This is a genomic window from Methanolobus sp. ZRKC5, assembly GCF_038446525.1.
GTDB lineage: Archaea > Halobacteriota > Methanosarcinia > Methanosarcinales > Methanosarcinaceae > Methanolobus.
This window is the reverse complement of the sequence record NZ_CP151792.1, coordinates 2,381,975-2,403,452: the sequence shown is the minus strand read 5'-3', so window position 1 is coordinate 2,403,452 and position 21,478 is coordinate 2,381,975. Positions and strand designations below refer to the sequence as shown.

The window sequence follows — 21,478 nt, the reverse complement described above, 5'->3', positions numbered from 1 at the left end:
ATAATTGAGTTTGAATACTTTAATGATCTAAAATGAGGGAATATCGAAATCCTCTTTAATTATTAAGGGGTTGGTATAAACATCGACGTTACGTGTAGAACCATCTGCAATCTGGTGCTCAGATAAAAAGTGAGCCTGATTATCATTTTTTGCTTTTTCGATCTCAGCTATAACTTCCTGTCCAGGCAGAGTACTGATGTCGAATATTCTTCTGCAGGTAATCTCTTCACGGGACCATCCATAAAAGTCACATGCGGCGTTATTTGCATCTACAATGTCCAGACTGACAGGATCTATCAGCAACATAGCCGCATGATTATTTTCAAACAATGCCCTGTATCCGGAAGGGTTGCTGCTCATTTCTTCACATGTCGGTTTGCATTCATCATTTTTCATAATTGCCCCTTTCATGGCTAGTGTTCATCAGTTCTATAGCATGATCATTTTTTTATTTAAGGCATTAAATCGAATGTAAACTGCACCATCATTGTTTGTGACCATTTCTCAGACAGGCATATTTTATAATGTGGTTCAACTGATTAACAGTTACTCATATTGTAAAGCACAACATTAATTATATTTTCTTTATTCCAAATACAACTACCATTCTTTAATTAATAATCATTTGCATTTATTTACTACTTTAAGCAGATACAAACTGATTTTTCAGATTATCTATTCAAATTTTTATCAAAAATGTATTTAACGAATGAGATGAAAGGTAATTATCTCTGGCTGGCTGGTTGCTGGTTCTCGGTAGAACTGCCGTGACTTCTCCAGCCATGAAAATTATGAATCGATCAAATCTTCAATCTTAATTTCATAGTAACTATTCAGCCTGATAAAAACACTATCAATAGCAATCTTGACAAAAAGTTGAGACCTACATTTTATTAGGATCATTAATTTTGATTGTTGCCATTGATTGCTTTTTTGATTCTTAGGTTGTTAGTGAGCAAACATCTCCGTTTTGATTAAATCAGTATCAATAGGCTAATTGTGGTAGGCTGAATAGTTACATTTCATAAATATATTCATGGATGTCTTTCTTATTTGCCTGATCAAATAACTCAAGTTCATCAATTTTGTTTATTTGCAACCCGCTATCTCCTGCGAATCTCAAAAAAGCACCAAAACTTGAATTGTTTTCCGGGTCAATTGACACCTGTATCGACCTGCTGCCTAAGCTGACAGCAGCTTCAACCACGGTTTTAATAAGTTGTGATGAAAGTCTCTTTTTCCTATGCTCTGGTGAAATCCCAATTTGCCATATATAGAATACATCTGGTTTTGAACTACTCTTTACTCCTGATACATATCCCACAATCTCATTATTTTCTTCTACAACAAAACATGTGTTATCAAAGTACCTGGCAAGCACCCAATAAGTAAAAGTCGAATGCTGATCAAGCGGCTTACACAACGATATAAATTTCTCGATCTTAGTTACATCCTCTTCTCTTATTTTTCGAATATTCATTTCATCGGTCTCCATGAGTGTTTTTGTTTGTTTGTATGTCTTTCTATCTGTAAATTGTGATGGATGTGCGATAAGGGCAGAAGTAGTATTTGATTAAGAATGGATATGCACGAAATTTACCAAGGACAGAGTTCGCACATTATTCTATATGCCAATTAATCTTGGCGGGATGATGAAAAGGCTTGACAGAAAGGTACAGGGATATGCAAAAGTGGTGCGAGGATTTTGAAAAACATGCAGATTAACAGGTATTTGAAATAATGAAATGGTTCATGTGGTACAAAACCTGCCCAAAATGTGCAAAGAAAAAGTAACTGGATATCACAACAGATGATGAATCAGTGATATCAGGTACGAAGTGTTCTGACCGCATTCATCTACCATCTGTGGTCTGATACCCTTAACACCAGATATGTATTTGTTATACTTGCTCGCAACGCATTTGAATTGATTGAAATCGATATGTTTCTCTGCCTTAATATCTGATGATTTCTCGTGCATCTTGGCAACGTCTACAACGATTTGCTGTTCTTCAACTCTAGCATTGAAGTACTTGTCATTCTTCCTGGGTTTTATGCCAACCGTAAGAAAATCACTGCCTTCTGGACTTAGTTGTTCTAACACGTTCTTCCATGATTTTTCCATATCACTAAAATTTTTTGTTTCGTTCATATCAATAACCTTTACGTATACAAATTTTGCAATAGGTGTACTTAGTTCTTTTCATATGGCTTCTATATGAAGCTAAAAGCTCGAATCATAATGAAACCAATTGGCCATAATCTAAGCTTTGAGAGCTTCTGTGATTATCTTTGAAACCGATCACACTCCTTAACACCTTAGCAAATTCCAGATTATTCTCAACAAGCTCCCTCAATCCATAGAGATATCCGATCTTCTCTTTTCAATATCCTTAGATGCTTCAATGGTCAGAGTCATTTCACAAGAATAACAATAAGCACACGTAGGATTATTCATGGTCTTACATCTCGTACAAATAACAGGCTTTAAAGTCTTGGTTTTGTCTTTGATAATATCACAATCTTAAACAGTATTTCAAAGTTTCTGCTATATCCAATATTGAAAAAAGTAAGCCTCTTGAAGTATTTTTGTCTAAAGGCTATAAGCCCATAAATCAATTATGCACTATGGACTTTACAATCACAATCTCAAAAAAATATTTCTGGGCTTGATGAAAAAGATGTGATACTAATATTCAGTTAATCAAAAAGTTTGTTAAACAATGTGATATTGAAGGCATGACCTATTTTAGGAATACGAGTTTATGGATTGTTTTTAGTATAGATCGTTCCAGCTAAAATAAAGGGTAATTGTCGTACAAATGGCGAACAAATATTTATAAAGTTTGATACATATTACTTTTATGGATAAAGTAATAAGCGAATTGAACAAACTTCCATTTGGTGAGAAGCACTTTTTTGGATCTTATCTCGTTGAACGTGTTTCTGAAGACAAATTCTTAGTTAATGGTTCTGATATGGATCTTATTGGGGCAGCTACGTGGATCTTATCTGAAGATTAAAACCGTGAGGCTGATGAGCTCTGCATGGTAATGGATATTTTACAATATATAGCTGAAAAAATTGTAAGATAAGAATTAAAGAGTTTTGTACCCGAAAAAGAAGTAAGCCCCTGGAGAGCCCATACATATCTATCTAACTCTTTTTATTACTTTCACTTTGCTTGCTTAACTTATTTTACCTGTAGGCTCAATAAGCGAGTTAGGCTGTGGTGGTGCATCTGCCTGATGAAAGGCAGTTTCAAGTTAGTTAGGCTTGAGGACCACAGCCTAATTAATAGTTAATTAGAAACTTATATATATAGTTACTTTATCAATTAATTGTTGTTCGATTAGTTACCGAACTTATCCGGGTAGTTACCGGGTAATAAATGAGGAAGGTGCATAAAAGATGAAAGAAAATACAAGAAGTGAAACTGTTTTTAGTATAGATCATAAACTCCATAGCGCAAGCTCTCCCCACGGCCAAAGGTTACAATGTAACCATAGTGTATTTTCTGCCGTGGGGGTGCTCTCTTGATTGCAGATTGTTCCCGTAAGGTAGCAGGCATAATTTACGATTCAGAAAAAGAACTCATCGACAACGATGCAAAGTTTGGTTCTGATTGGGATAAACGTGTAGCAAGGACTATACAACATCTTGCAGGAGTCCTTTAAATGTCCCGTCTTTTCCTTCGTCCTTTCGGACAGGATTCCACAACTAAAGAAGAGATTGTTTGCTGTGTTGCTCCTGGCATCTTCAAAACATCCTCTGGAAATAGAATAGTTATTCCATATTTCCAATCTAATCTTAAAACGGGGGTGTCTGCTTAATGTCATTTCTAAAAGACATCAAACTCCCTGTTCTCCTTTTTATCATAGGGGACACCATCACCACTATCTACGCACTGCAAACCGGCCTATTCTACGAAGGAAATCCAGTGCTATCTTACTTATTCAATTCTTATGGTATCCTTTCACTCATTCCCCTAAAGCTCGGCTTCATGTTCCTTCTATACAAGGTCTATAAAATTGCTGAGCGTCCATACTGGAATATTACCCGTTATGCAGTGTCCTTCATTGGCCTTCTTGCAACAGTAAGTAATACGGCGGTGGTCCTTCATGGCTAAAGCAAAATATCGCCTTCGGGATAATAACGGTAGTGGCCTTTGGGTCACTATTCCCTCTGAACTTGCCTTTGCCCTTGGTCTGCGTGACCTTGAAGGTAATCTCAAAGTAGATTGTGTCCGTTTCGAGCTTGGCTATGATGATTCCGGCTCATACGGTATAGTTCGTCCGGTTATAGATCAAGGATGAAATTCGCTGAACCCATTACTCATGAGTTCGGCTGTTTCTTCCATATAACAGACCTGGACTTCTATTATACAATGGTTAGTTACTACTCTAACAACGTTACTGATAGCTATAATCACTATATCAAAATAGGCGAGCGCAATTTCAAATTATTCTCTAAACCCGGTGGGTTAATCAATCCCAAAACTAAAAAATTAGCATTCGAATATTATATTCAGTGGAAAGCTAAAGATGGTGCAAGTAAATGCAATTACACTATTAAACCGTTGTTTGGTCCGGGTACTAAAACAAAAACAGGAAAGATTCTTAATCTTCCTTCTGTGGGTGCTCAGATTCATATCCAGTCCTCTTATATTGACCTTGACGAACACTTTGATATCATCTTTGAACTCATGGATTTCTTAGGAGCTTCACGCTTCCAACACATGATAGACCGCTCACGTTCTCGTATCTATCAAATGGCTCGCCATGTCCGTTATCATGAACGACATGAGCATGATATGGTAGGTGTCCTTCAGGCAATAGAAAACGAATCGTCCATGCGTGGTGATTCTAAACTCGTTAAAAATTTAACATCCGGTAAATACGACATGTATAAACTGGATGATCCTGATTTTTCAGCAGCCAATATTAAAACAGAATATCACCACAGCGTCAAATCCTACCGTATTCTCAATTTCCTTGATCGTCGTCCTGAGGACCCTCTAAGACATCCTAAACTCGAAGTCTTCCTTAAATCAGCTACAAGTCAAAACCCTTCTATTTCAGAATTTCTATCACTAAAAAAAGACCTTGACCGGCTCTTATTTTCTCTTCTTAAGTTCGTATCTCCAATCGAATATGTATCAGATAATTACTTTGATTCTGAAAAGGTCTTTGAATATCGTTATGATCTCCCTAAATGGGACTACAATAATCAATCTTCTCAAGATGAGAACATCGACTTTGGTAAGAATATGCAGGCTATCAAAGCCCTCGCATTTATTGCCCTTCAATCTGAAGGATGCGCAGACTTCCGCGACATCCAGGAACAAACAGAAATCCCGGAGCGTTCCCTCTGGCGTTATATCAATTACTGGCGAACTGAGGGAATCCTCGATACTGTCCGGGAGCACTGTACTAAAGTATTTTTCAAAACAAAACGTGTATGGGAGTCCGTTAAAGACCCTCTTATAAATCTATGTTCATCATTAAATCTAGGTTTCAAAAAGATATTTGGTAATGTTTTTGTAGATTCTGGTGTCATTCGTCCTTTTAAGGAACGTAATAAGAACCTGAAACCTATCAAACCCAAACGTTATCCTGATCTTGAACCCTTGGTTGTTGATACTTATCAGCAGTCTAAAAGACTTGCAAAGGAACTTAAAGACCTTGGCATTACTCGTAAGATTGCTGTAAGATCTAATCATAATACTGTGAGGTATAGTCGTGTTGTTTGAAGAGCGTAAGCTATGGGATTTGAATAGATTTATGAACAAACTTAGGGTTTCCAAGAACCCATAATAAAGGAAGTGTGAAACGTGGTTAAGAGATCTCGTCAGGATGAGGAAGAAGTCAGATATTTTTTAAGATCGGCTGGATGTGCTCATACTCTTGATGGGATCCCAATTCCTAGTTTTTGTTCAGTTCTTGAGAGATACACTAATGTTTATGGTGCTCTGCTAATCGGAAATGAATTAAAAGCTAATTCGAGAGCAGCAGCTTATTTTAAAAAATATCCTCTCAAGATGGAAACTATATATAAGGCAGATCAACCAGTGCCTAAACAACTATCATTATCTGAATTTGTTCAGTCTGGTGTAACTGCCTAAACCCCATAATAAAGGAAGTTTTTAATTCATTTCCTTTTCAAGTTCATTCTTTAATTTTTTAATATCTTCATTGACACACTCATATAGTTTATCGTAATGCTTGTGATGATCTTCGTCCCTAGTGGACTCGTTTTTATGTATTATTTCTAAAACTTCATCGAGACTATTTTGTGTTTCAGTATGCAATGCATGTCCTCGATTTTTCACAACCGTAGTGAATATTGGATTGTTACCCATCAGAAACCTGTTGTTTATAGGTTCGGCTCTTCGCAACTCTCTCTTATTTTTTCCTTTTTCTGGTACATTGAAAAACATATATTCCAGTAAATATTTTAAAGGGTAATAAAACTCATAAAGCTGGTTTTTAATTAAAGAAACTTTTCTGTCTCTCTTTGATTCTTTTAATATTCTATTTGTTGTCACTGCATAATATGCAGTTATACCAACTAAAACCATTGTTGATGATGCTAAAATTATCTGGGTCCATAGTGTAAGATCAGTATTATTCATATTGAATCAACAGAAGTAGAATTTGTCAACATAAATACTCTCGCGGTTTTTTTAACAGTTGACATTATCCTAAACCGCCAAATAAAGGAAGTGATTTATAAGAATCTGTCATAAGTGCACTGGATGGGAAACGTGGATAACTCTGATTCAAAAAAAGAAGTACGTTTGGCTTTGGCTGGAATAGCTATAGGTGCATTATTTAGTTTGATTGGTAATTTCTTGGTTACTTCATCATATAGATATTTTAATGATTCGTTAACTATGTATGATGATGGAGCTGTTTTTTACTTCTCGCTTATTGGTTTTCTTGGCTTGATCGCACTTCTTTATTTGCTAGTTTTCTGGCCATGGCTTAGTCCTCGATTGCAGCAATTAGTTTCTGTTTTTACTTCCTTCCGATTACCTAAATGGGATTATTTTCAAATTGTAATCATCTCGTTTATAATTTTCTTGATAATGATTTTACATTGTATTGCCTGTGGAGTTACTATTCCGTAATTGCCAAGTAAAGGAAGTTATCCATATAATGCATGTTTTATAGCTAAACAGAATATATTTATAAAAATAAATGCCGCTAATAATATAATTAAATTGATAGCTACTTTTTTCAGTGCTTTGTTGCTTAAGTCCATAGATATCTAAAAGTTTTTATTGATTATAAGTTATCCTAAACTGCCAAGTAAAGGTAACAAGGATGAAGATAACCCATAATAAAGGACACTATGAAGGATTAGTCCAATATACTTTTAAAAATATCTGACTGATAGTTTGAGTGCAGTGCAAATGGCTGCTACAAGCTTGAAAGATGGTAAAAAGTGGTTTTTAGTAGCTGCTATAAATGTTTTTTCAGCATCCTGGGCGTATACATTCTTTTTAAATCCGTACCCATCAAAGGGAAAAAACAGCATGAATATGGGAGAAAGGGGATCATTACTTGAAAAAAGAGTACCCGCTCCTGAACAACATGAAAGAAAAATTTTCAGATATATTCTGGATGGTAGCGCTCTCTGTACTGCTTGATATAGAAACTTCACCGAAATAAGCGTATCCAACAAATACAACTACTGCCGTTAATAATATCCCAACTACTACTAATAATAGTAGTCCAACTGCTACTAGTTTTTTTAAATCCATGAGCACCACTTAACAGCTTTGTATAATTGTAAACTATATCATTTTATTGGTAGTCGTTCAAGAACACTTGTATGGAAAGTAAACCGGCTTCTGGTATAAAAGTATTATTCAGTAACACTTTTGCAACTTCCAACGACACACTCAAAAAACGCCATTTTCCTTTTATACTATCTCGGTTTTACTCACATCAGTTGCAGGTGCGGAAATAAATTTCCTATTAGTTTGACTAATCGGAAGAAAATAAATCTTATTTACTCCATTATTTCTACTCCAATCTTTCTATATTGTGGTACTGTTATTTTCTTCTCTTTTTTCTTTTCTGAAAATAGCCGATGGCGTTTCTAAAAAACAGTACTTCAATTAAAAAACCCAACCTACCCAGCATTTGCGCCGCTTCGCGGCGCCCGTGGCTTTTTTCCTATGTTCCCTTAGGTACACGATTAAGGCGTGTGTGCCACGGCTGTCATGCAATGCGATTTTTAGCTAGATATTCAAGTTGAACAAATCCACTGGAAATTGAGGTTTATGGTAATTAAAATAAAAATAATATTGCAAAATCTTATTGATTTAAGATCTGCTTAAGTTCATTCACTTCCATTGTCCTATCTTTTTTTCGATGTAACATTGAATGACAATTAGAACAAACAGGAATCAAATCCTCAATTGGATTTACCTGGTAGGATTCACCTATTTCAGAAACCGGAACTTTATGATGAACTTCAATAAACCCGTCACCGATTAATCCGTATACTTTCTCGAAGTCAAAACCACAGATATGGCATTTTGTACCATAGTGATCAATGCAGGCTTTTCTTGCTTTTGGATTTCTTTCATAAACATTTACTGAAATGGTTGTTTTGGAACCCTCAGGTAATAACATAGCTTCGGCTTCTATGGGGTTGGGTAGATCAGTGTACATTTGCTTTTTTAGTGTTGCAATAATCTCCTTTGCCTTCTTTTCAAGTTCAACAAAATTATTAAAGTATTTGTCCCACGTTTCAATATCAGATTTAGTTACATTTTTTAAACCACCTTCGTTAGAAGGGTCCAGATACCTAAAGTTTCCAACTTTAAGGGCTACTGAATTCAAAGAATGTCCATTTGGCAACAAATGATATATTTCATTTACCAGCTTATCATTTTTATCTGCCTTTGCACCTTTTAAATAGTAATACAATGCAATTATTTGTTCATCATTAGTCCAATTTACCCGTACCATAACTTTTAAGAGTCCATTGGAATACATAAATTTTACTAAAAAAGTTTATTGTTACTAAGTGGGGTTCCTCGAAAACCTACAGTATGCATAGTATACCCCTTCCCCCAATAGAGGCAATCCCAAAACACCAGAAGGCGAGCAATTCGCACGGCTGGTTTTTCGCATAGCGGAATAGCAAGCGAAGCGCAGCAACCAGCGTGCTGTATGCTCGTTTTCGTAGGTAATATTGCAAGTAATCTCTTCACCCAGTGTGAATGCGGCACAGTGTTGTATTGACACATCAGCCATTTACTAAAAGGCTGATTTATGCAATAATTCAGTCTGTCTTATTTTCAGAGCTACTTTTTATACATAATTTTATTCTTAAACTTATGCATAAATTTATAAAAATTTGAAATGTTTAAATATCTCTTTTTCAGACTTCCCATTGATAACTATGTCAGACTTCAATAACTATGGGATTCGTCAGGTAGGCGATAGAGTGCGCCTTCCTGGAATAAGTGTAGCTGTTTCTGAAAAGAAAAAAGATGACGGTTCTACTGTCAGGTGGGCTCAGTTGTCCAAATACAATAAGTTCAAAGATGAATATGAGAACTTCTCGATTTTTGCCGATGATCTTGAGCTTCTTGGCTTGAAGATCCCTGACATCCTTTCCTCTCTAAAGGGTGGTGTTTCACATGTATCAGGAACTTAAATCAAAATTCAATGAGTACAAAACTAAAGTAGTTGCTGCAGGTGCAGCAGTTGTATCAACAGTCTCCACAGCAGCCGCAGAAACAAACAGTTCAATTGCAGACGTGGGTCCTATAATTCAGGATGCTGCAACTCTCATGCCTTACATACTGGCTCTTATTATCTCAATAGCTGGTGTCATAATTGGTATGGCTGTAATTAGGTTCGTTACTGGCCTGTTTGATAATATCCTTCAGGGTATGAGGTTCAGATAAGGGTGGATTCATTCACTCTTTTTCTTTCTTTTTCGAGGTGTAAAATATGGCTAAATCTAGTCTAGTAAAGTATCGTGTTTTGCGACCTAAGAAAGCTTCTAAGCCTAGTGGGAAGCCTGTTTCTTTTTCTTCTGCTTTGCGTTCTAAAGTGAAACGCAAGAGTCAGAAAAATAGTAAATGGTCTTCATTTGGTCGCTTTAATTCTCTCTATTCACGTAAATGAAATTAAAATCTTGAGGTGTCCGTATGAGGTTAATATCATTATTTGCTTTGCTCTTAGTTTGTTGTTCCCCTGTGGTTTCTGCGGGTTCTGTTACCTTTACGGACCCTCTTGACTCCTATGTCTATACTGTTTATGATGCAAATGGAACTTACATAGGCGATTTCAACACAACAGAAACACTTCTACTTGAGTCTGGTTTAAACTATCAGATTTTTGTGAAACCAAATACAGTTTCTTTAATTACTGATCCTATAGAGGGTGCTCGCTGGACTATGGCTTATATTCCTGTTGTCTTTGCGTTAATGCTTGTCTCTCTTATTGTCATTGGTCTTGTGCTGATCTATCGTAAGGGTGTGAGATTATAAAACAAATATTATTTATTGCATTGCTTTTGATGTCTATTTCTCTGACAAGTGCAACATCGATTCCTGCATCTGGTTTTGGATTATCGTCTATTACATTTGTATCCGATTATGACGGTGTGAATTTTTTAATAGGTGGTGCTTCAGATGAATATACAGGTACAGAAGTGAAGGTTTATTATGTCGAGGAAGAGTCCAGTACCTTACTAATTTATAATGGAACTGTTAATGCTGCCTGCATGTTGTCAGACGGTACTATTGTATTTGATGATAATACAGGTGTAATCTGGCATAAGTCGATTTCAAGTCCGATTGATTTATATTCTTTGCAAAATGACCCGACTCCCTCTGGCAAACTTACAACATTAGCAGACACACAAGTTACTGAAATTAAGCCCGATTCTTCAGATAATCTCTATGTTTGTGTGAACAACATGGCAGGCTCTGATGGTCAGGTGTTCCTATTGGCTGCACCTTATTATTCAAAGTCGTTGTTATTTGAAAGAATATCTGGCAACTATGCAATTTATACAGTGGGGATGCATCCAGACGGCATAATTTACGATGATTCTTATCCATATACCGCAACAACTCCAAAATATATTCGTTTATTCTCGGATGGATCCTCATCTACAAAATATACTTCTTCATCTACCAGTACTCCTATGCAAACACTTGGAATAGCCGTTGCGTCAAACGGGGATGTCTATTATACTATGGAAAAAGACCTAATGCGTCTTAATTATTCCAATTCGTGGTCATCCTCTACAATTGATACTTTATCCAGTCGGTCAGCTGGTATTGTTCTGCTATCGAACGGTGTAATCTATGCTGAAGATGCCGATAATATGGTAACGTATACATCAGATGGTTTATATGGTGGGTATTTTTATGCTAATTATACATCACCCGTAAATGATTCGTCTGATTCATCTTCAGACAATCCCCTGTTATTAGATTTAGATGGAGATGGGGAATTTACCCAGGACGATGCAAAACAATTGTCACTTACGTTAGGTCCTCTCATGTGGATCCTAATGTTCATGGTCTTTTTCATGGTTGCTTTAGGATCTCGCAGGTGAGTAAATGAAACAAATTCTATTAGTTCTACTTGCAATAGCTTTGTTATTGCTCCCTGCATCTGCTGAAACATTAACCTTTGAAGATACCGCAGGCCATGATTATTATGGTATCTGTGCAGATGTGACTGATTATAAACCTACAGGTCTTGTTTATGGGTTTTCTCCTTTAGATTCAGATGAGAATTATATTCCAAACTCAAACTATGATACTTTTTTGACTTCATCAGATGATGTTTATGAGTATCTTGATTTTCATTTTAAGTCAAATAGTTCGTTTGAACTTCCTGTTACTTTTTGGTATACTGAAGGTCAGCGTGATTTAATTTTTTCTGTTGATTTTGAAGAAAATCCGTCCTGGCTTTTTTTCTTTACTGACTCTATGACATATGAAATAAAGGATAATAATTCAAATGTTCTTGTTTCAAAAACATATAGTTCTTTACATACCAATTATGCTCGATTTACCGTAACACCTAATGAACTTCAAGTATCGCGTATTGATCGGAGCTTTTTAAATCAATATACAACAGGTGCTTCTGTAAATCTTACTATGTCTCCGCTTACTGCGGTTACTTTTGATTTAACAGAAATTAATAACAATGCATCTTCATACTGTGTTGTAAAAGTAGTAGATGATGAACTTACTCAGGAAGGGGAAGAGCTTCCAGGTTGGATTCAGTGGCTCTATAATAGAATTAGCTTTATGGACCCTGATATGGTCCTTTATAATGCTCTTACATATGTTGTTTTCATGTGGGATATTCTATCATTCTTGCTTACATTCATGCTATTTTCCACATGGTCATATTTCATCCTGGCCAATGTTGTAGGCCTATTCTATGGCATTCTTCAATCTAATAGAGGTACTTTTGGAATGATTGAAGGCTATTTCAAAGGAATGTATTATTCATTCCTTCTTCCAATTCAGATTTTTAAATTCTTAATTAATTTAATTATTTCACTTGCAAATGCAATATTACCACTATGAAGAGGTGAACTAATGGAACGTGTCAAAATGGAACTAAGATTAGATCATGATAAAATAATGTCCGTCCATGGTCGGACTGTAAAGCAGGCTAAAGACAAAATGGAAGCATCCATGAAAATAAAGGGATTGATAGAATGAATTATAGTTTTTCAGGTCTATCTCATTTCTTTAAGGATCTCTTTTCAGCCAGAAGAGCTGATAAGGATAATCGGGTTACTGTCTGGTATCTTGATGTTTCCAACAACCTGCGAAAATACAACGGTGAGTTTTCAGCTTCCTTGGATTGCGTTGAAGTTCCGGCAATAGCAAAAACAGTTTACCTTAATAGGAAAGGTACCTATTTTGACCCAGCGGCAAAACAAAAAGTTATATTTTCATCATATAATCGTGCATCTGCTCTAAGGCCTGACCAATCAGGACAGGATTATTTATCCGGCGAACAGGTTGAAGGTATCCTCAAAGCTGGTCTTTTTGATCGTGTTGTCCGTCCAAACATGACCCTCGCAGTCATAGGTTTCATACTTGGTATAGCCATTACTGCTTTCATCGTTTCAACACTCTTCTTAATAGGGATGATGCTATGAGCTCAAACGTTCCCTTTTCTGATATCCTGCTTCATGACATGCAGGAAAAAGAGGTTCCTGTAGATGACCATGCAATTATCATAAGGGAAAGTATAGAAAAACTCTTCCCGGATGATCCTGATGCCTGGCTCGCAGTTTCAAACCTGAATAATTCTCAAATAGATGAGCTTGCAAAAGTTCTTCTTGTCAAAAAAATGTTCCTTCCTGATACATGTGATTTTATTCTTGATTTTGTCCGTGATTATATCAAGTTAAACGTATCAAAGAATGCACACGGCAGGCATGACATAAGGGATATCTTCCAGGGAACTTTATCCCTGAATCCCTCTGTTCAAGGTAGGTCCTTTACTGAAAGTGTTAAAGGTTTAATCGGGAAATGATACCGTGCAAAATCATAAAGAAAACCTAACTAAAGCAATTGCAGGTCTTGCTTTTGCTTTTGGTTTTATCGGGGTAGCAGTGATTGATTTTAGTTATTCATATCTATCAATTACTCCTGATCCCTATAGGATCGTTGTTTATTCCATAGTGGTATTTCTATCATTTTCAATTTCAATAGAATCTCTCAAGGAGATAAAACAATGTCAGGACGTATCAAAACCGGTAGATTCTCAATAATTGGTGAGTATTCAGCAGGCAAAACCGCCTTAATGACTGCTATTGCCTACCGGGATCATCTTCAAGGTATACCGATCTATTCAAACTATCATCTTGAATTCCCACATACTCGCATAACATCTATTCAACAAATGGATTCTATGCAGTCCGGTACCTTTGTCATGGACGAAGCATGGTATACTTTCGATTCCCGGGCATTTGGTACAAAAACCAACATGAAAGGCTCTGTAATCCTCTCAAAACTTGCAAAACGTGACATGAACGCATATCTTAACATGCAGTCCATGGACCTCTTAGACTCTCGTTTCCGTGACAGAATGCAAGCTATCTTAATCCCCGAAGTCTTTCAAAAAGATGAAACAGGAAAACCCCTCATGTTAGAAGTTCAATCAATTACAAAAGATAAATGGGGTTTCTATAATTTCATGCCTAAATCTTATTACTTTGATGTCTCGCAGGTTTTGAACCTCTATGATACATCTGAAGAACTTGACCCATTAACTTAATTTACCGTCTGCCGCACCGACATCATGGCAAGCGACAAACCGCCCGCCTGATGGCGGCGGCAGGTAACTACCCAAAACTGAATTAAAAATTAGAGTACAATTTTAATTAAAATATTCTCTGCTTTTCTGGAATTTTTTCATATAACTGATATAAAGCTCAGTATATTTAGCATCTTCAAGAGGTATCCAATATAAATTATCTGGTTTTTCTGGACTTCCACCCAGTCCAATAAGAACAAAAACAGGTGCTTCTCTTTCTCTGTCGAAATCCTGATATCTTTTCAATTGTTCTTTATTTGTCCAGGTAATTTTATTTTCAAATGCATAAGACCTATATTTACATTCAATATAGAATTCATCACCACTTAAATTATGTCGAATTAAAAGATCAGGTCTTGTATCTGCTTCAACATACCTGTTATGTTTTCTCATACTATCTGTGGTCCATTCCACAATAGTAAACTTATTTTCAGGAAATAGATTAACAACAAATTTTTCAAAATCATCTCCCTTTTTAATATTTTCTTCATTCTTTGAAGATTCATAATAAACAGGGGGTTTTTTATTGTTTACATCGACAATTAAAAAATTATAATAAATGTGTCTTCCAATTACAAAAGCACCTAAAAAAAACATTATCATTATTAGATATTGCCAATAGTTTTCTAGTATATATCCTACAATACTCATTATTGCAAAAATTGCTAAAATCAATCCTAATGCTCTATAAATAAATTCATTCTCTTTTTTATTTGAATGATATTTTCTTTTTTTAGGATAATATTTTTTTGAGATACTTTCACCTAAATATAAATATCATATTATATTTCTTAAAATTTTCGCAACTTCCAGATCATTCTCTACAAGATGAAGTCCAGAACCCTTGTAATAGATGAAGTTTGGTGCACCTGCGAGGTTATTGAGGGACGTTACTAATACCAATACAGTTAAATAATATTATTATTTTATATAAATAAGATGGAACTCACCGTGGGCGTAATAGAAGCAGGTGTAGCAATTTTAACTATAGTGGCTGGACTTATATTGTTTATAGTGCAATATGAATCAAGGTTATCTAAAATGGAAACAAAGCTTGAACCAGTTTTACAATTAGAACCGAGGCTCATTTCAGTTGAACAAGAAGTAAAATCACTAGACATTATGAAAAATATTATTTCTGAAGTAGGTAGTGAAAGAGTCCAAAAAGTGTTCAAGGAGAAAAAAGAATGAAGCTTTCACCAAATGAGTTTGAAAGGATGGAATATCTATTAGGTAAATCCAATTACTCAAACCTTGCTCCTACAGAACAAATGGAATTAAAGAGATTAATTGTAAAAGATCAACCATCTGCTCAAAATGATTCTCTTGATGAATTAATCAAACTTGGATTAATTTTAGTCGGAATGTACCTTTTGGCAAAAGCTCTTGAATAGTTGAAGAACTGCCCGTTCCCAAAGATAACCTAACTCCCTGCTACGTTCTAATTCCTTAATACTTCCGCATCATATAACAAAATAAAATCGATAACTACACATCCTTTCAGAATGCCGGCTACTGTGCCTAGGCAAAAACCAGCGATTCAAGCGCCCGCCTTTGGCAGCGCATAGGCAGAGTTTCAATATAGTGCTTATTATGGTTGGATTTAAATATCAGATAGAGGTAAGCCAATTTCAACAGATGTAATATTGTGATTTTCAACAGTTATCCAATATGGATTCATGATAGTTTCTCTACTTTCTCCTGTAAAATCGTAATAGGAAAATTCAATTTGAATATGATAAATATCATCAGACACTTCATTTAAATTATTAAGGGATAAATCAATACTTGTATATTCCCCAGGTTTTATAATCTGATTTTCCTCATTCATAGGAATAATAGCTATTGGATCTGCGTTTCCCTCAAAAGTTACCTTTGCATTAACCAAATACGCAGGATAAGCTGCGTATTGATTGTTAAGCAAAGCCATCGAAATTGTAGTGTTATTAAACTTTAAAGAACTCACCTTTAAGGTAGATTCAGCAATCATTTTTTGATATTCAAGAGCTTCATCAGATTTTTCATTAGCGGTATAAGCTGTTATACATGCAATAATTGTTAATAGTATCATAAATACTGCAAAAACAATTTCTAGTTTTTGATATCTAGTTAGTTTGTCACTGCTTTGGTCATCTTTTACTACATGCATAAAATATACTTATGCAGTTAGATTGGATATAACTTTTTTTATTCTATCACACCCCTCAACACCTTAGCAACTTCCGGATCCTTCTCAACAAGCTCCATCAAGGCCATAGAGATATCTGATCTTCTCTTTTCAATACTCTTAGATGCTTCAATGGTCAGAGCCATCCCACAGGAAGAACAAAAATCACAAGTAGGACCATTCATGGTCTTACATCTCGTACAAATAACAGGCTTTAAAGTCTTGCTTTCATCTTCCTCTTTGATAATACCGGCCATCTTAAGCAGTGGTTCATCCAACTGCTTACCTGACATATGAATATAGATTTCCGGCATATCTGAGCCGTGTATCCATCCTAAATGGTCTTCCATCTGTGCCTGTGTCAGATGTTCTGCTAATTCCGTTGCTCTTGAATGCCTGAATAAATGATTAAAAACCCGCTTCTCAATATTAGCTCTCTCGGCCAATCTAATAATGGCTCTTCTAATAGAATCATATTTCATCTGAGCACCATAATTCTTAGTTCCCAGGTTGATCCATAAATATGCATTCGGGTTATTTTTATCCGGATGGTCGTTTATCCATTCAGCCAGATATGGAGCAGAGAACACAAGCCTTACTCTTCTCATGCCTGTCTTACCGTCCTCTTTCCCAACCATCACAACTACACCGTACTGGTCAAAGATCACATGCTTAAGTTTGAGGTTCCCACTCTCACCAACTCTTGCTCCTCCATCATACCAACATGCAGCCATAGCTCTATCTCTGGAATTGCGGGCAACCTCTATCATCCGCATAACTTCTTCTTGATTCAGAAGTTCTTCAGGTAACTTCTTAGTGTTCTTCTGCATCTTCAAGGATATCCACTTAGTAAGTGGGTGTTCCTCTTCATCCCCGTTCATCCACTTGTAGAACCGCTTCAGACACTGTTTATAGTCTTTTTTAGTCCATGCTGCCTTTTTGGACCTCTCAACAGATGCAACATATCTCTCAATATCATCTTTAGTTGCATCTTCAAAATCTATTCCCAATTCCCTAGAAATGATATTAATTTGTGACAAATACTTTAAAACACGAACTGTAGTTAATCCCTTAGCGAAAAGATAATTCTCAAATCTAAAAATATTTGCTTTATTCTTCTCAGAATATTCTGCCTCTCTTATTCGCTTTTCTACTCTTTTCAGGTTCTTTTCGTGGTCGTAAATACTCATACTCTCACAACTAGTTTACTTTTAAAAAACATTGACCTAGCAAAGTGAAAGTAATAGTTTGAAAATACCTGTCGGCTTTAGAATTAGAAAAAAGAGCCTCTGGAGGGATTTTTACCTAAAGGTTATAAGCCCCCACTACAATTATGGTATATGGCACTCTACAACCAAAAGCTCGAAACAAGGATATCTGGACTAAATGGAAAGCTATCTGATACAAATATCCAGCTTATAAAAAAATTTGTCAGACAATGTGATATTGAAGGCATGACAGACTTCAGGAAAATGAAGTATGTTAGCACGTTGAAGCAAATTGCTCTTATAATGAATGATAAACCATTAAATGAAGCAACTAAAACTGACATAGAAGATGTGCTTATTGCTGTTAGGAAAAGAACGGAAAGTGAAGATACAAGACACGATTATGCAGTTACATTAAAGAAATTTTATCGATGGTTAAACAATGGTAAAGAACCCGAAATAATTGAATTCTTTAAGGCAACAAAGAAAAGTAAGGGGCGCAAGTTGCCTGAAGAGCTGCTTACAGAAGATGATGTCAACAAAATGATTGGTGCAACGCGCAACACAAGAGACCAAGCTCTTATAGCTATTTTATGGGATTCAGGTTGTCGAATTGGTGAGATTGGCAACTTAAAAATAAAACATATAATGCATGCTGATGAAGGCATGAAGATCAGGGTTGATGGTAAAACCGGACATCGTACTGTACTTCTTTTTTATTCGGTTCGTCTTCTGATGGCTTGGCTTGAACAGCATCCAGAAAGGGATAATCCAGATGCGCCACTTTGGTGGAATTTTGATAGAAATAAAGCTAACACTTCTACCATGATAGGTTATGCCGCTATTGCTAAGCAGCTCAAAAAAATAGCCAAAAATGCAGGTGTAAACAAAAGAATTCATGCTCACTTATTCAGGCATAGTCGAGCTACATTTATGGCCAATCATTTAACAGAGGCACAGATGAATGCTTATTTTGGATGGGTGCAAGGTTCAGATGTTCCATCAGTATATGTTCACCTATCTGGACGTGATGTCGATACTGCTGTACTGAAAGCAAACGGTGTTGAAATCGAAGAAGAAGAGAATAAGCCAAAAGTGCACAAGTGCCCCAGGTGCAAGACACTTAACACTCCAAACAACATGTTCTGCTACAAGTGTGGTTCAGTGTTAACACTAAAAACTGCACTTGAAATAGAAGAGAAATCACAACCACTAGAAGATTCAATATCCAAGTTAATGGAATCAAAACTCAATGACTTGGTTGAGGCAAGGGTCAATGATATATTGCAGAATATAAAGATTTGAGATACAAAAACGTGACTGTTTTTATTAAATTTCGATAGTCTTATATGATAAAAGTTACAAGTTTTCCTTGCAAAAAAGAGATTTTATGGACAAAAAGGAAAATACCATAAAAGAAAAATGCCAGAGGCAAAAGACCCAGACGCAGAAGCTAAAAATCAAAACACAAAGGTAAGCTCGGACGCAGAGGCAAAGATCCCAGACGCAGAAGCAAAAAAACCAATACACAAAGATAAGCTCAGACGCAGAGGCAAAGATCCCAGATGCAAACAAAATAACAAACAAAATAACAAACAAAATCCTAAGCTCCTGAAAGTGCATCGTAAGATGCACACTTTTTTGCTAAACAAATAGGAGTGTTTAGCATTAATTTTCAATTAGATAATAACAATAAGTATAGTTCTGACACTAGTTATTCTGAACAGCTTGATGATGAATTTTTAAACCATTTGTCTCCCTCTAAAAAATTGATGCTTAAAATCAATAAGCTCGCAAAAGAAAAGGTAGATGAGCTTCTTGAACCGGTAAAACGAGGAGAGATGACGCTGGATGAGCTCAAAAGGTCAAGGGGTTTGATCTAATGGGAAAAACAGAATATCGTATCAGGGAAAATGGTGGCCGTCTGAGTATAACATTACCTCAAAAAGTTGCACTTTATTTGGACATTCTGGATCAAGATGGCAATTTAATAATCGAATGCATCAAATATGAAGTCGATAGGGATGAAAACGGACCATACGCAATCATCCGACCTTATGAGCCTAACAAAGGTCATTTAATAAACGACTGAAAGTAGCAGGACTTCAAAATAAGCTCTTTCAAACATGGTTCATAAGTTCTCCGAACCCGTCACCCATGAGTTCGGCTGTTATTTCCATATAACAGACCTGGACTTCTATTATACAGTTGTCAGTTACTTCTCTAACAACGTAACCGATAGCTATAATCATCACATCAAGATAGGTGACCGTAACTTCAAATTCTGGTCCAAGCAAGGCGGCCTCTACAATCCCAAAACAAAGAAACTCGCCTTTGAATACATGCTCCAATGGACCGATAAAGAAGGAGCATCAAAATGCACCTACACCATAAAACCCCTATTTGGAGCAGGTACAAAGACAAAAACAGGAAAGATCCTTAACCTTCCTTCAGTAGGAACTCAAATACATATCCAGTCCTCTTATATCGATCTTGACGAACACTTTGACATCATTTTTGAACTCATGGACTTTTTGGGAGCATCACGCTTCCAGCACATGATAGACCGCTCAAGGTCCACAATATACCAGATGGCCAGACACATCCGTTATCATGAAAGACATGAGCATGACCTGGTAACAATGCTCCAGGCAATAGAATATGAATCCTCCATGCGTGGAGACTCAAAGCTCATCAAAAATCTAAGGTCCGGTAAATATGACATGTATAAACTGGATAATCCCGACTTCTCCACCTGCAAAATAAAAACAGAATATCAGCACAGCGTTAAATCATACCGTATAATAAACTTCCTGGACCGCAGGCCAGAAGATCCCCTAAGACACCCAAAACTCGAAGTCTTCCTGAAATCTGATTCAAAACAAAACCCCTCTATCAATGACTTCCTCTCCCTGAAAAAAGACCTCGATAAACTCCTGTTCTCCCTTCTTAACTTCATCTCTCCCATAGAATACGTGTCAGACAATTACTTTGATGCCGAAAAGGTCTTTGAATATCGCTATAATCTCCCAAAATGGGATTATAATAATCAATCTTCCAAAAATGAAAACATAGACCTGGGCGAGAACCTCAAAGCCGTTAAAGCTCTTGCCTATGTCGCTCTCCAATCCGAAGGCTGCGCAGACTTCCGAGACATCCAGGAACAAACAGAAATCCCCGAGCGTTCCCTCTGGCGCTACATCAATTTCTGGAAATCCGAAGGCATCCTAGACACAGCCCGCGAACACTGCACAAAGGTATTCTTCAAAACCAAACACCTATGGGAAAATACAAAAGAGCCTCTAATCAACTTCTGTTCAGCCTTTAACATAGGCTTCAAAAAAGTATTCGGTCATGTATTCGTGGATTCCGGTGTTATTCGTCCTTTCAAGGAACGTAATAAGAATCTGAAGCCAATTAAACCCAGACATCTACCAGACCTAGAACCTATTATAGTAGACACCTATCAGCAAGGAAAGAAGATATCAAAAAAACTCAAAGAGCTTGGTATTACTCGTAAGATTGCTGTAAGGTCTAATCACAACACAGTGAGATATAGCAGGGTCTTCAGTTAACTTGGATAGCCGAAGGTATAGATTATTTTTATATTTTTGTACGTACAATGCATAAAATAAGACCATAGTCAAAAATACTATGAAGTGTTATCTCCATTCTGACAAAATAGGAGTTGATATTATAGGCAAAATTGGACGAAATGACCCTTGCAAATGTGGCAGTGGAAATAAATACAAAAAATGTTGCATGCA

At 36.3% G+C, this 21,478-nt stretch carries 31 protein-coding genes; 23 read left to right on the top strand and 8 right to left on the bottom strand.

The window, feature by feature from the left end:
• Window positions 1–27: 27 nt before the first annotated feature.
• From WN948_RS11905 to WN948_RS11895, 3 genes are all read right to left on the bottom strand, one after another.
• On the bottom strand, window positions 28–396 hold the full coding sequence (locus tag WN948_RS11905) for a PAS domain S-box protein (protein ID WP_342304416.1): 369 nt from the start codon (window positions 394–396) through the stop codon (window positions 28–30).
• Window positions 397–1,015: 619 nt separating this feature from the next.
• Complete coding sequence (locus WN948_RS11900) at window positions 1,016–1,480, bottom strand: GNAT family N-acetyltransferase (RefSeq protein WP_342304415.1); 465 nt, start codon at window positions 1,478–1,480, stop codon at window positions 1,016–1,018.
• Between the two features lie 321 nt (window positions 1,481–1,801).
• The gene (locus WN948_RS11895; RefSeq protein WP_342304414.1) at window positions 1,802–2,152 is read right to left on the bottom strand and encodes a hypothetical protein; all 351 of its coding nucleotides are present in this window, start codon (window positions 2,150–2,152) and stop codon (window positions 1,802–1,804) included.
• A 1,384-nt stretch (window positions 2,153–3,536) separates the two neighbouring features.
• Between WN948_RS11895 and WN948_RS11890 the strand changes: the two genes are divergently transcribed.
• The 6 genes from WN948_RS11890 (at window position 3,537) to WN948_RS11865 (ending at window position 6,124) form a co-directional block, all read left to right on the top strand.
• Window positions 3,537–3,677 carry a hypothetical protein gene (locus WN948_RS11890; protein ID WP_342304413.1) on the top strand — a complete coding sequence of 47 codons (141 nt, stop codon included), beginning with the start codon at window positions 3,537–3,539 and terminating at the stop codon, window positions 3,675–3,677.
• Window positions 3,678–3,833 (top strand): hypothetical protein, encoded by a 156-nt coding sequence (locus WN948_RS11885; protein WP_342304412.1) that lies wholly within the window; start codon window positions 3,678–3,680, stop codon window positions 3,831–3,833.
• On the top strand, window positions 3,833–4,129 hold the full coding sequence (locus WN948_RS11880) for a DUF5658 family protein (RefSeq protein ID WP_342304411.1): 297 nt from the start codon (window positions 3,833–3,835) through the stop codon (window positions 4,127–4,129). The genes WN948_RS11885 and WN948_RS11880 overlap by 1 nt, the downstream gene beginning before the upstream one ends.
• Complete coding sequence (locus tag WN948_RS11875; protein WP_342304410.1) at window positions 4,122–4,316, top strand: hypothetical protein; 195 nt, start codon at window positions 4,122–4,124, stop codon at window positions 4,314–4,316. Before WN948_RS11880 ends, WN948_RS11875 begins: the two co-directional genes overlap by 8 nt.
• On the top strand, window positions 4,313–5,752 hold the full coding sequence (locus tag WN948_RS11870; RefSeq protein WP_342304409.1) for a hypothetical protein: 1,440 nt from the start codon (window positions 4,313–4,315) through the stop codon (window positions 5,750–5,752). The genes WN948_RS11875 and WN948_RS11870 overlap by 4 nt, the downstream gene beginning before the upstream one ends.
• A gap of 81 nt (window positions 5,753–5,833) precedes the next feature.
• Entirely contained in the window at window positions 5,834–6,124 is a 291-nt protein-coding gene (locus tag WN948_RS11865; protein ID WP_342304408.1) for a hypothetical protein, read from the top strand.
• A 21-nt stretch (window positions 6,125–6,145) separates the two neighbouring features.
• Here WN948_RS11865 and WN948_RS11860 read toward each other — a convergent pair whose 3' ends face one another.
• A complete protein-coding gene (locus WN948_RS11860; RefSeq protein ID WP_342304407.1) occupies window positions 6,146–6,634 on the bottom strand; it encodes a hypothetical protein in 489 nt (162 codons plus the stop codon).
• 132 nt (window positions 6,635–6,766) lie between these two features.
• On the opposite strand from WN948_RS11860, the gene WN948_RS11855 reads away from it, so the two are divergent.
• Both WN948_RS11855 and WN948_RS11850 read left to right on the top strand, forming a co-directional pair.
• Complete coding sequence (locus WN948_RS11855) at window positions 6,767–7,132, top strand: hypothetical protein (protein ID WP_342304406.1); 366 nt, start codon at window positions 6,767–6,769, stop codon at window positions 7,130–7,132.
• 285 nt (window positions 7,133–7,417) lie between these two features.
• The gene (locus tag WN948_RS11850) at window positions 7,418–7,654 is read left to right on the top strand and encodes a hypothetical protein (RefSeq protein WP_342304405.1); all 237 of its coding nucleotides are present in this window, start codon (window positions 7,418–7,420) and stop codon (window positions 7,652–7,654) included.
• A 673-nt stretch (window positions 7,655–8,327) separates the two neighbouring features.
• Here the strand turns inward: WN948_RS11850 and WN948_RS11845 are convergent.
• Window positions 8,328–9,014, bottom strand: a complete 687-nt coding sequence (locus WN948_RS11845; protein WP_342304404.1) for an HNH endonuclease — start codon at window positions 9,012–9,014, stop codon at window positions 8,328–8,330.
• Between the two features lie 409 nt (window positions 9,015–9,423).
• Here WN948_RS11845 and WN948_RS11840 point away from each other — a divergent pair, with 409 nt between their 5' ends.
• The 9 genes from WN948_RS11840 (at window position 9,424) to WN948_RS11800 (ending at window position 14,297) form a co-directional block, all read left to right on the top strand.
• The gene (locus tag WN948_RS11840; protein ID WP_342304403.1) at window positions 9,424–9,681 is read left to right on the top strand and encodes a hypothetical protein; all 258 of its coding nucleotides are present in this window, start codon (window positions 9,424–9,426) and stop codon (window positions 9,679–9,681) included.
• Complete coding sequence (locus tag WN948_RS11835; protein ID WP_342304402.1) at window positions 9,665–9,934, top strand: hypothetical protein; 270 nt, start codon at window positions 9,665–9,667, stop codon at window positions 9,932–9,934. Before WN948_RS11840 ends, WN948_RS11835 begins: the two co-directional genes overlap by 17 nt.
• 294 nt (window positions 9,935–10,228) lie before the next feature.
• Window positions 10,229–10,522, top strand: coding sequence for a hypothetical protein (locus WN948_RS11830; protein ID WP_342304401.1), 294 nt, complete (start codon window positions 10,229–10,231; stop codon window positions 10,520–10,522).
• Window positions 10,523–10,551: 29 nt separating this feature from the next.
• Window positions 10,552–11,601 (top strand): hypothetical protein, encoded by a 1,050-nt coding sequence (locus WN948_RS11825; RefSeq protein ID WP_342304400.1) that lies wholly within the window; start codon window positions 10,552–10,554, stop codon window positions 11,599–11,601.
• Window positions 11,602–11,605: 4 nt separating this feature from the next.
• Complete coding sequence (locus WN948_RS11820; protein WP_342304399.1) at window positions 11,606–12,589, top strand: hypothetical protein; 984 nt, start codon at window positions 11,606–11,608, stop codon at window positions 12,587–12,589.
• Between the two features lie 12 nt (window positions 12,590–12,601).
• Complete coding sequence (locus WN948_RS11815; RefSeq protein ID WP_342304398.1) at window positions 12,602–12,727, top strand: hypothetical protein; 126 nt, start codon at window positions 12,602–12,604, stop codon at window positions 12,725–12,727.
• Window positions 12,724–13,173, top strand: a complete 450-nt coding sequence (locus WN948_RS11810; protein ID WP_342304397.1) for a hypothetical protein — start codon at window positions 12,724–12,726, stop codon at window positions 13,171–13,173. The genes WN948_RS11815 and WN948_RS11810 overlap by 4 nt, the downstream gene beginning before the upstream one ends.
• Window positions 13,170–13,553 carry a hypothetical protein gene (locus WN948_RS11805; RefSeq protein WP_342304396.1) on the top strand — a complete coding sequence of 128 codons (384 nt, stop codon included), beginning with the start codon at window positions 13,170–13,172 and terminating at the stop codon, window positions 13,551–13,553. Before WN948_RS11810 ends, WN948_RS11805 begins: the two co-directional genes overlap by 4 nt.
• Before the next feature lie 201 nt (window positions 13,554–13,754).
• Entirely contained in the window at window positions 13,755–14,297 is a 543-nt protein-coding gene (locus WN948_RS11800) for a hypothetical protein (protein ID WP_342304395.1), read from the top strand.
• A 102-nt stretch (window positions 14,298–14,399) separates the two neighbouring features.
• Here WN948_RS11800 and WN948_RS11795 read toward each other — a convergent pair whose 3' ends face one another.
• Window positions 14,400–15,011, bottom strand: coding sequence for a hypothetical protein (locus WN948_RS11795; protein ID WP_342304394.1), 612 nt, complete (start codon window positions 15,009–15,011; stop codon window positions 14,400–14,402).
• Between the two features lie 276 nt (window positions 15,012–15,287).
• On the opposite strand from WN948_RS11795, the gene WN948_RS11790 reads away from it, so the two are divergent.
• Both WN948_RS11790 and WN948_RS11785 read left to right on the top strand, forming a co-directional pair.
• The gene (locus WN948_RS11790) at window positions 15,288–15,527 is read left to right on the top strand and encodes a hypothetical protein (protein WP_342304393.1); all 240 of its coding nucleotides are present in this window, start codon (window positions 15,288–15,290) and stop codon (window positions 15,525–15,527) included.
• Entirely contained in the window at window positions 15,524–15,730 is a 207-nt protein-coding gene (locus WN948_RS11785) for a hypothetical protein (RefSeq protein WP_342304392.1), read from the top strand. Before WN948_RS11790 ends, WN948_RS11785 begins: the two co-directional genes overlap by 4 nt.
• A gap of 209 nt (window positions 15,731–15,939) precedes the next feature.
• On the opposite strand, the gene WN948_RS11780 is transcribed toward WN948_RS11785, so the two are convergent.
• Complete coding sequence (locus WN948_RS11780; RefSeq protein WP_342304391.1) at window positions 15,940–16,485, bottom strand: hypothetical protein; 546 nt, start codon at window positions 16,483–16,485, stop codon at window positions 15,940–15,942.
• A 38-nt stretch (window positions 16,486–16,523) separates the two neighbouring features.
• Window positions 16,524–17,693, bottom strand: coding sequence for a tyrosine-type recombinase/integrase (locus WN948_RS11775; protein ID WP_342304390.1), 1,170 nt, complete (start codon window positions 17,691–17,693; stop codon window positions 16,524–16,526).
• 150 nt (window positions 17,694–17,843) lie between these two features.
• Here WN948_RS11775 and WN948_RS11770 point away from each other — a divergent pair, with 150 nt between their 5' ends.
• The 4 genes from WN948_RS11770 (at window position 17,844) to WN948_RS11755 (ending at window position 21,286) form a co-directional block, all read left to right on the top strand.
• On the top strand, window positions 17,844–19,016 hold the full coding sequence (locus WN948_RS11770) for a site-specific integrase (protein WP_342304389.1): 1,173 nt from the start codon (window positions 17,844–17,846) through the stop codon (window positions 19,014–19,016).
• Between the two features lie 117 nt (window positions 19,017–19,133).
• On the top strand, window positions 19,134–19,367 hold the full coding sequence (locus WN948_RS11765; protein ID WP_342304388.1) for a hypothetical protein: 234 nt from the start codon (window positions 19,134–19,136) through the stop codon (window positions 19,365–19,367).
• A gap of 226 nt (window positions 19,368–19,593) precedes the next feature.
• The gene (locus WN948_RS11760; protein WP_342304387.1) at window positions 19,594–19,803 is read left to right on the top strand and encodes a hypothetical protein; all 210 of its coding nucleotides are present in this window, start codon (window positions 19,594–19,596) and stop codon (window positions 19,801–19,803) included.
• Between the two features lie 34 nt (window positions 19,804–19,837).
• Window positions 19,838–21,286 (top strand): hypothetical protein, encoded by a 1,449-nt coding sequence (locus WN948_RS11755; protein ID WP_342304386.1) that lies wholly within the window; start codon window positions 19,838–19,840, stop codon window positions 21,284–21,286.
• Window positions 21,287–21,478 lie beyond the last annotated feature (192 nt).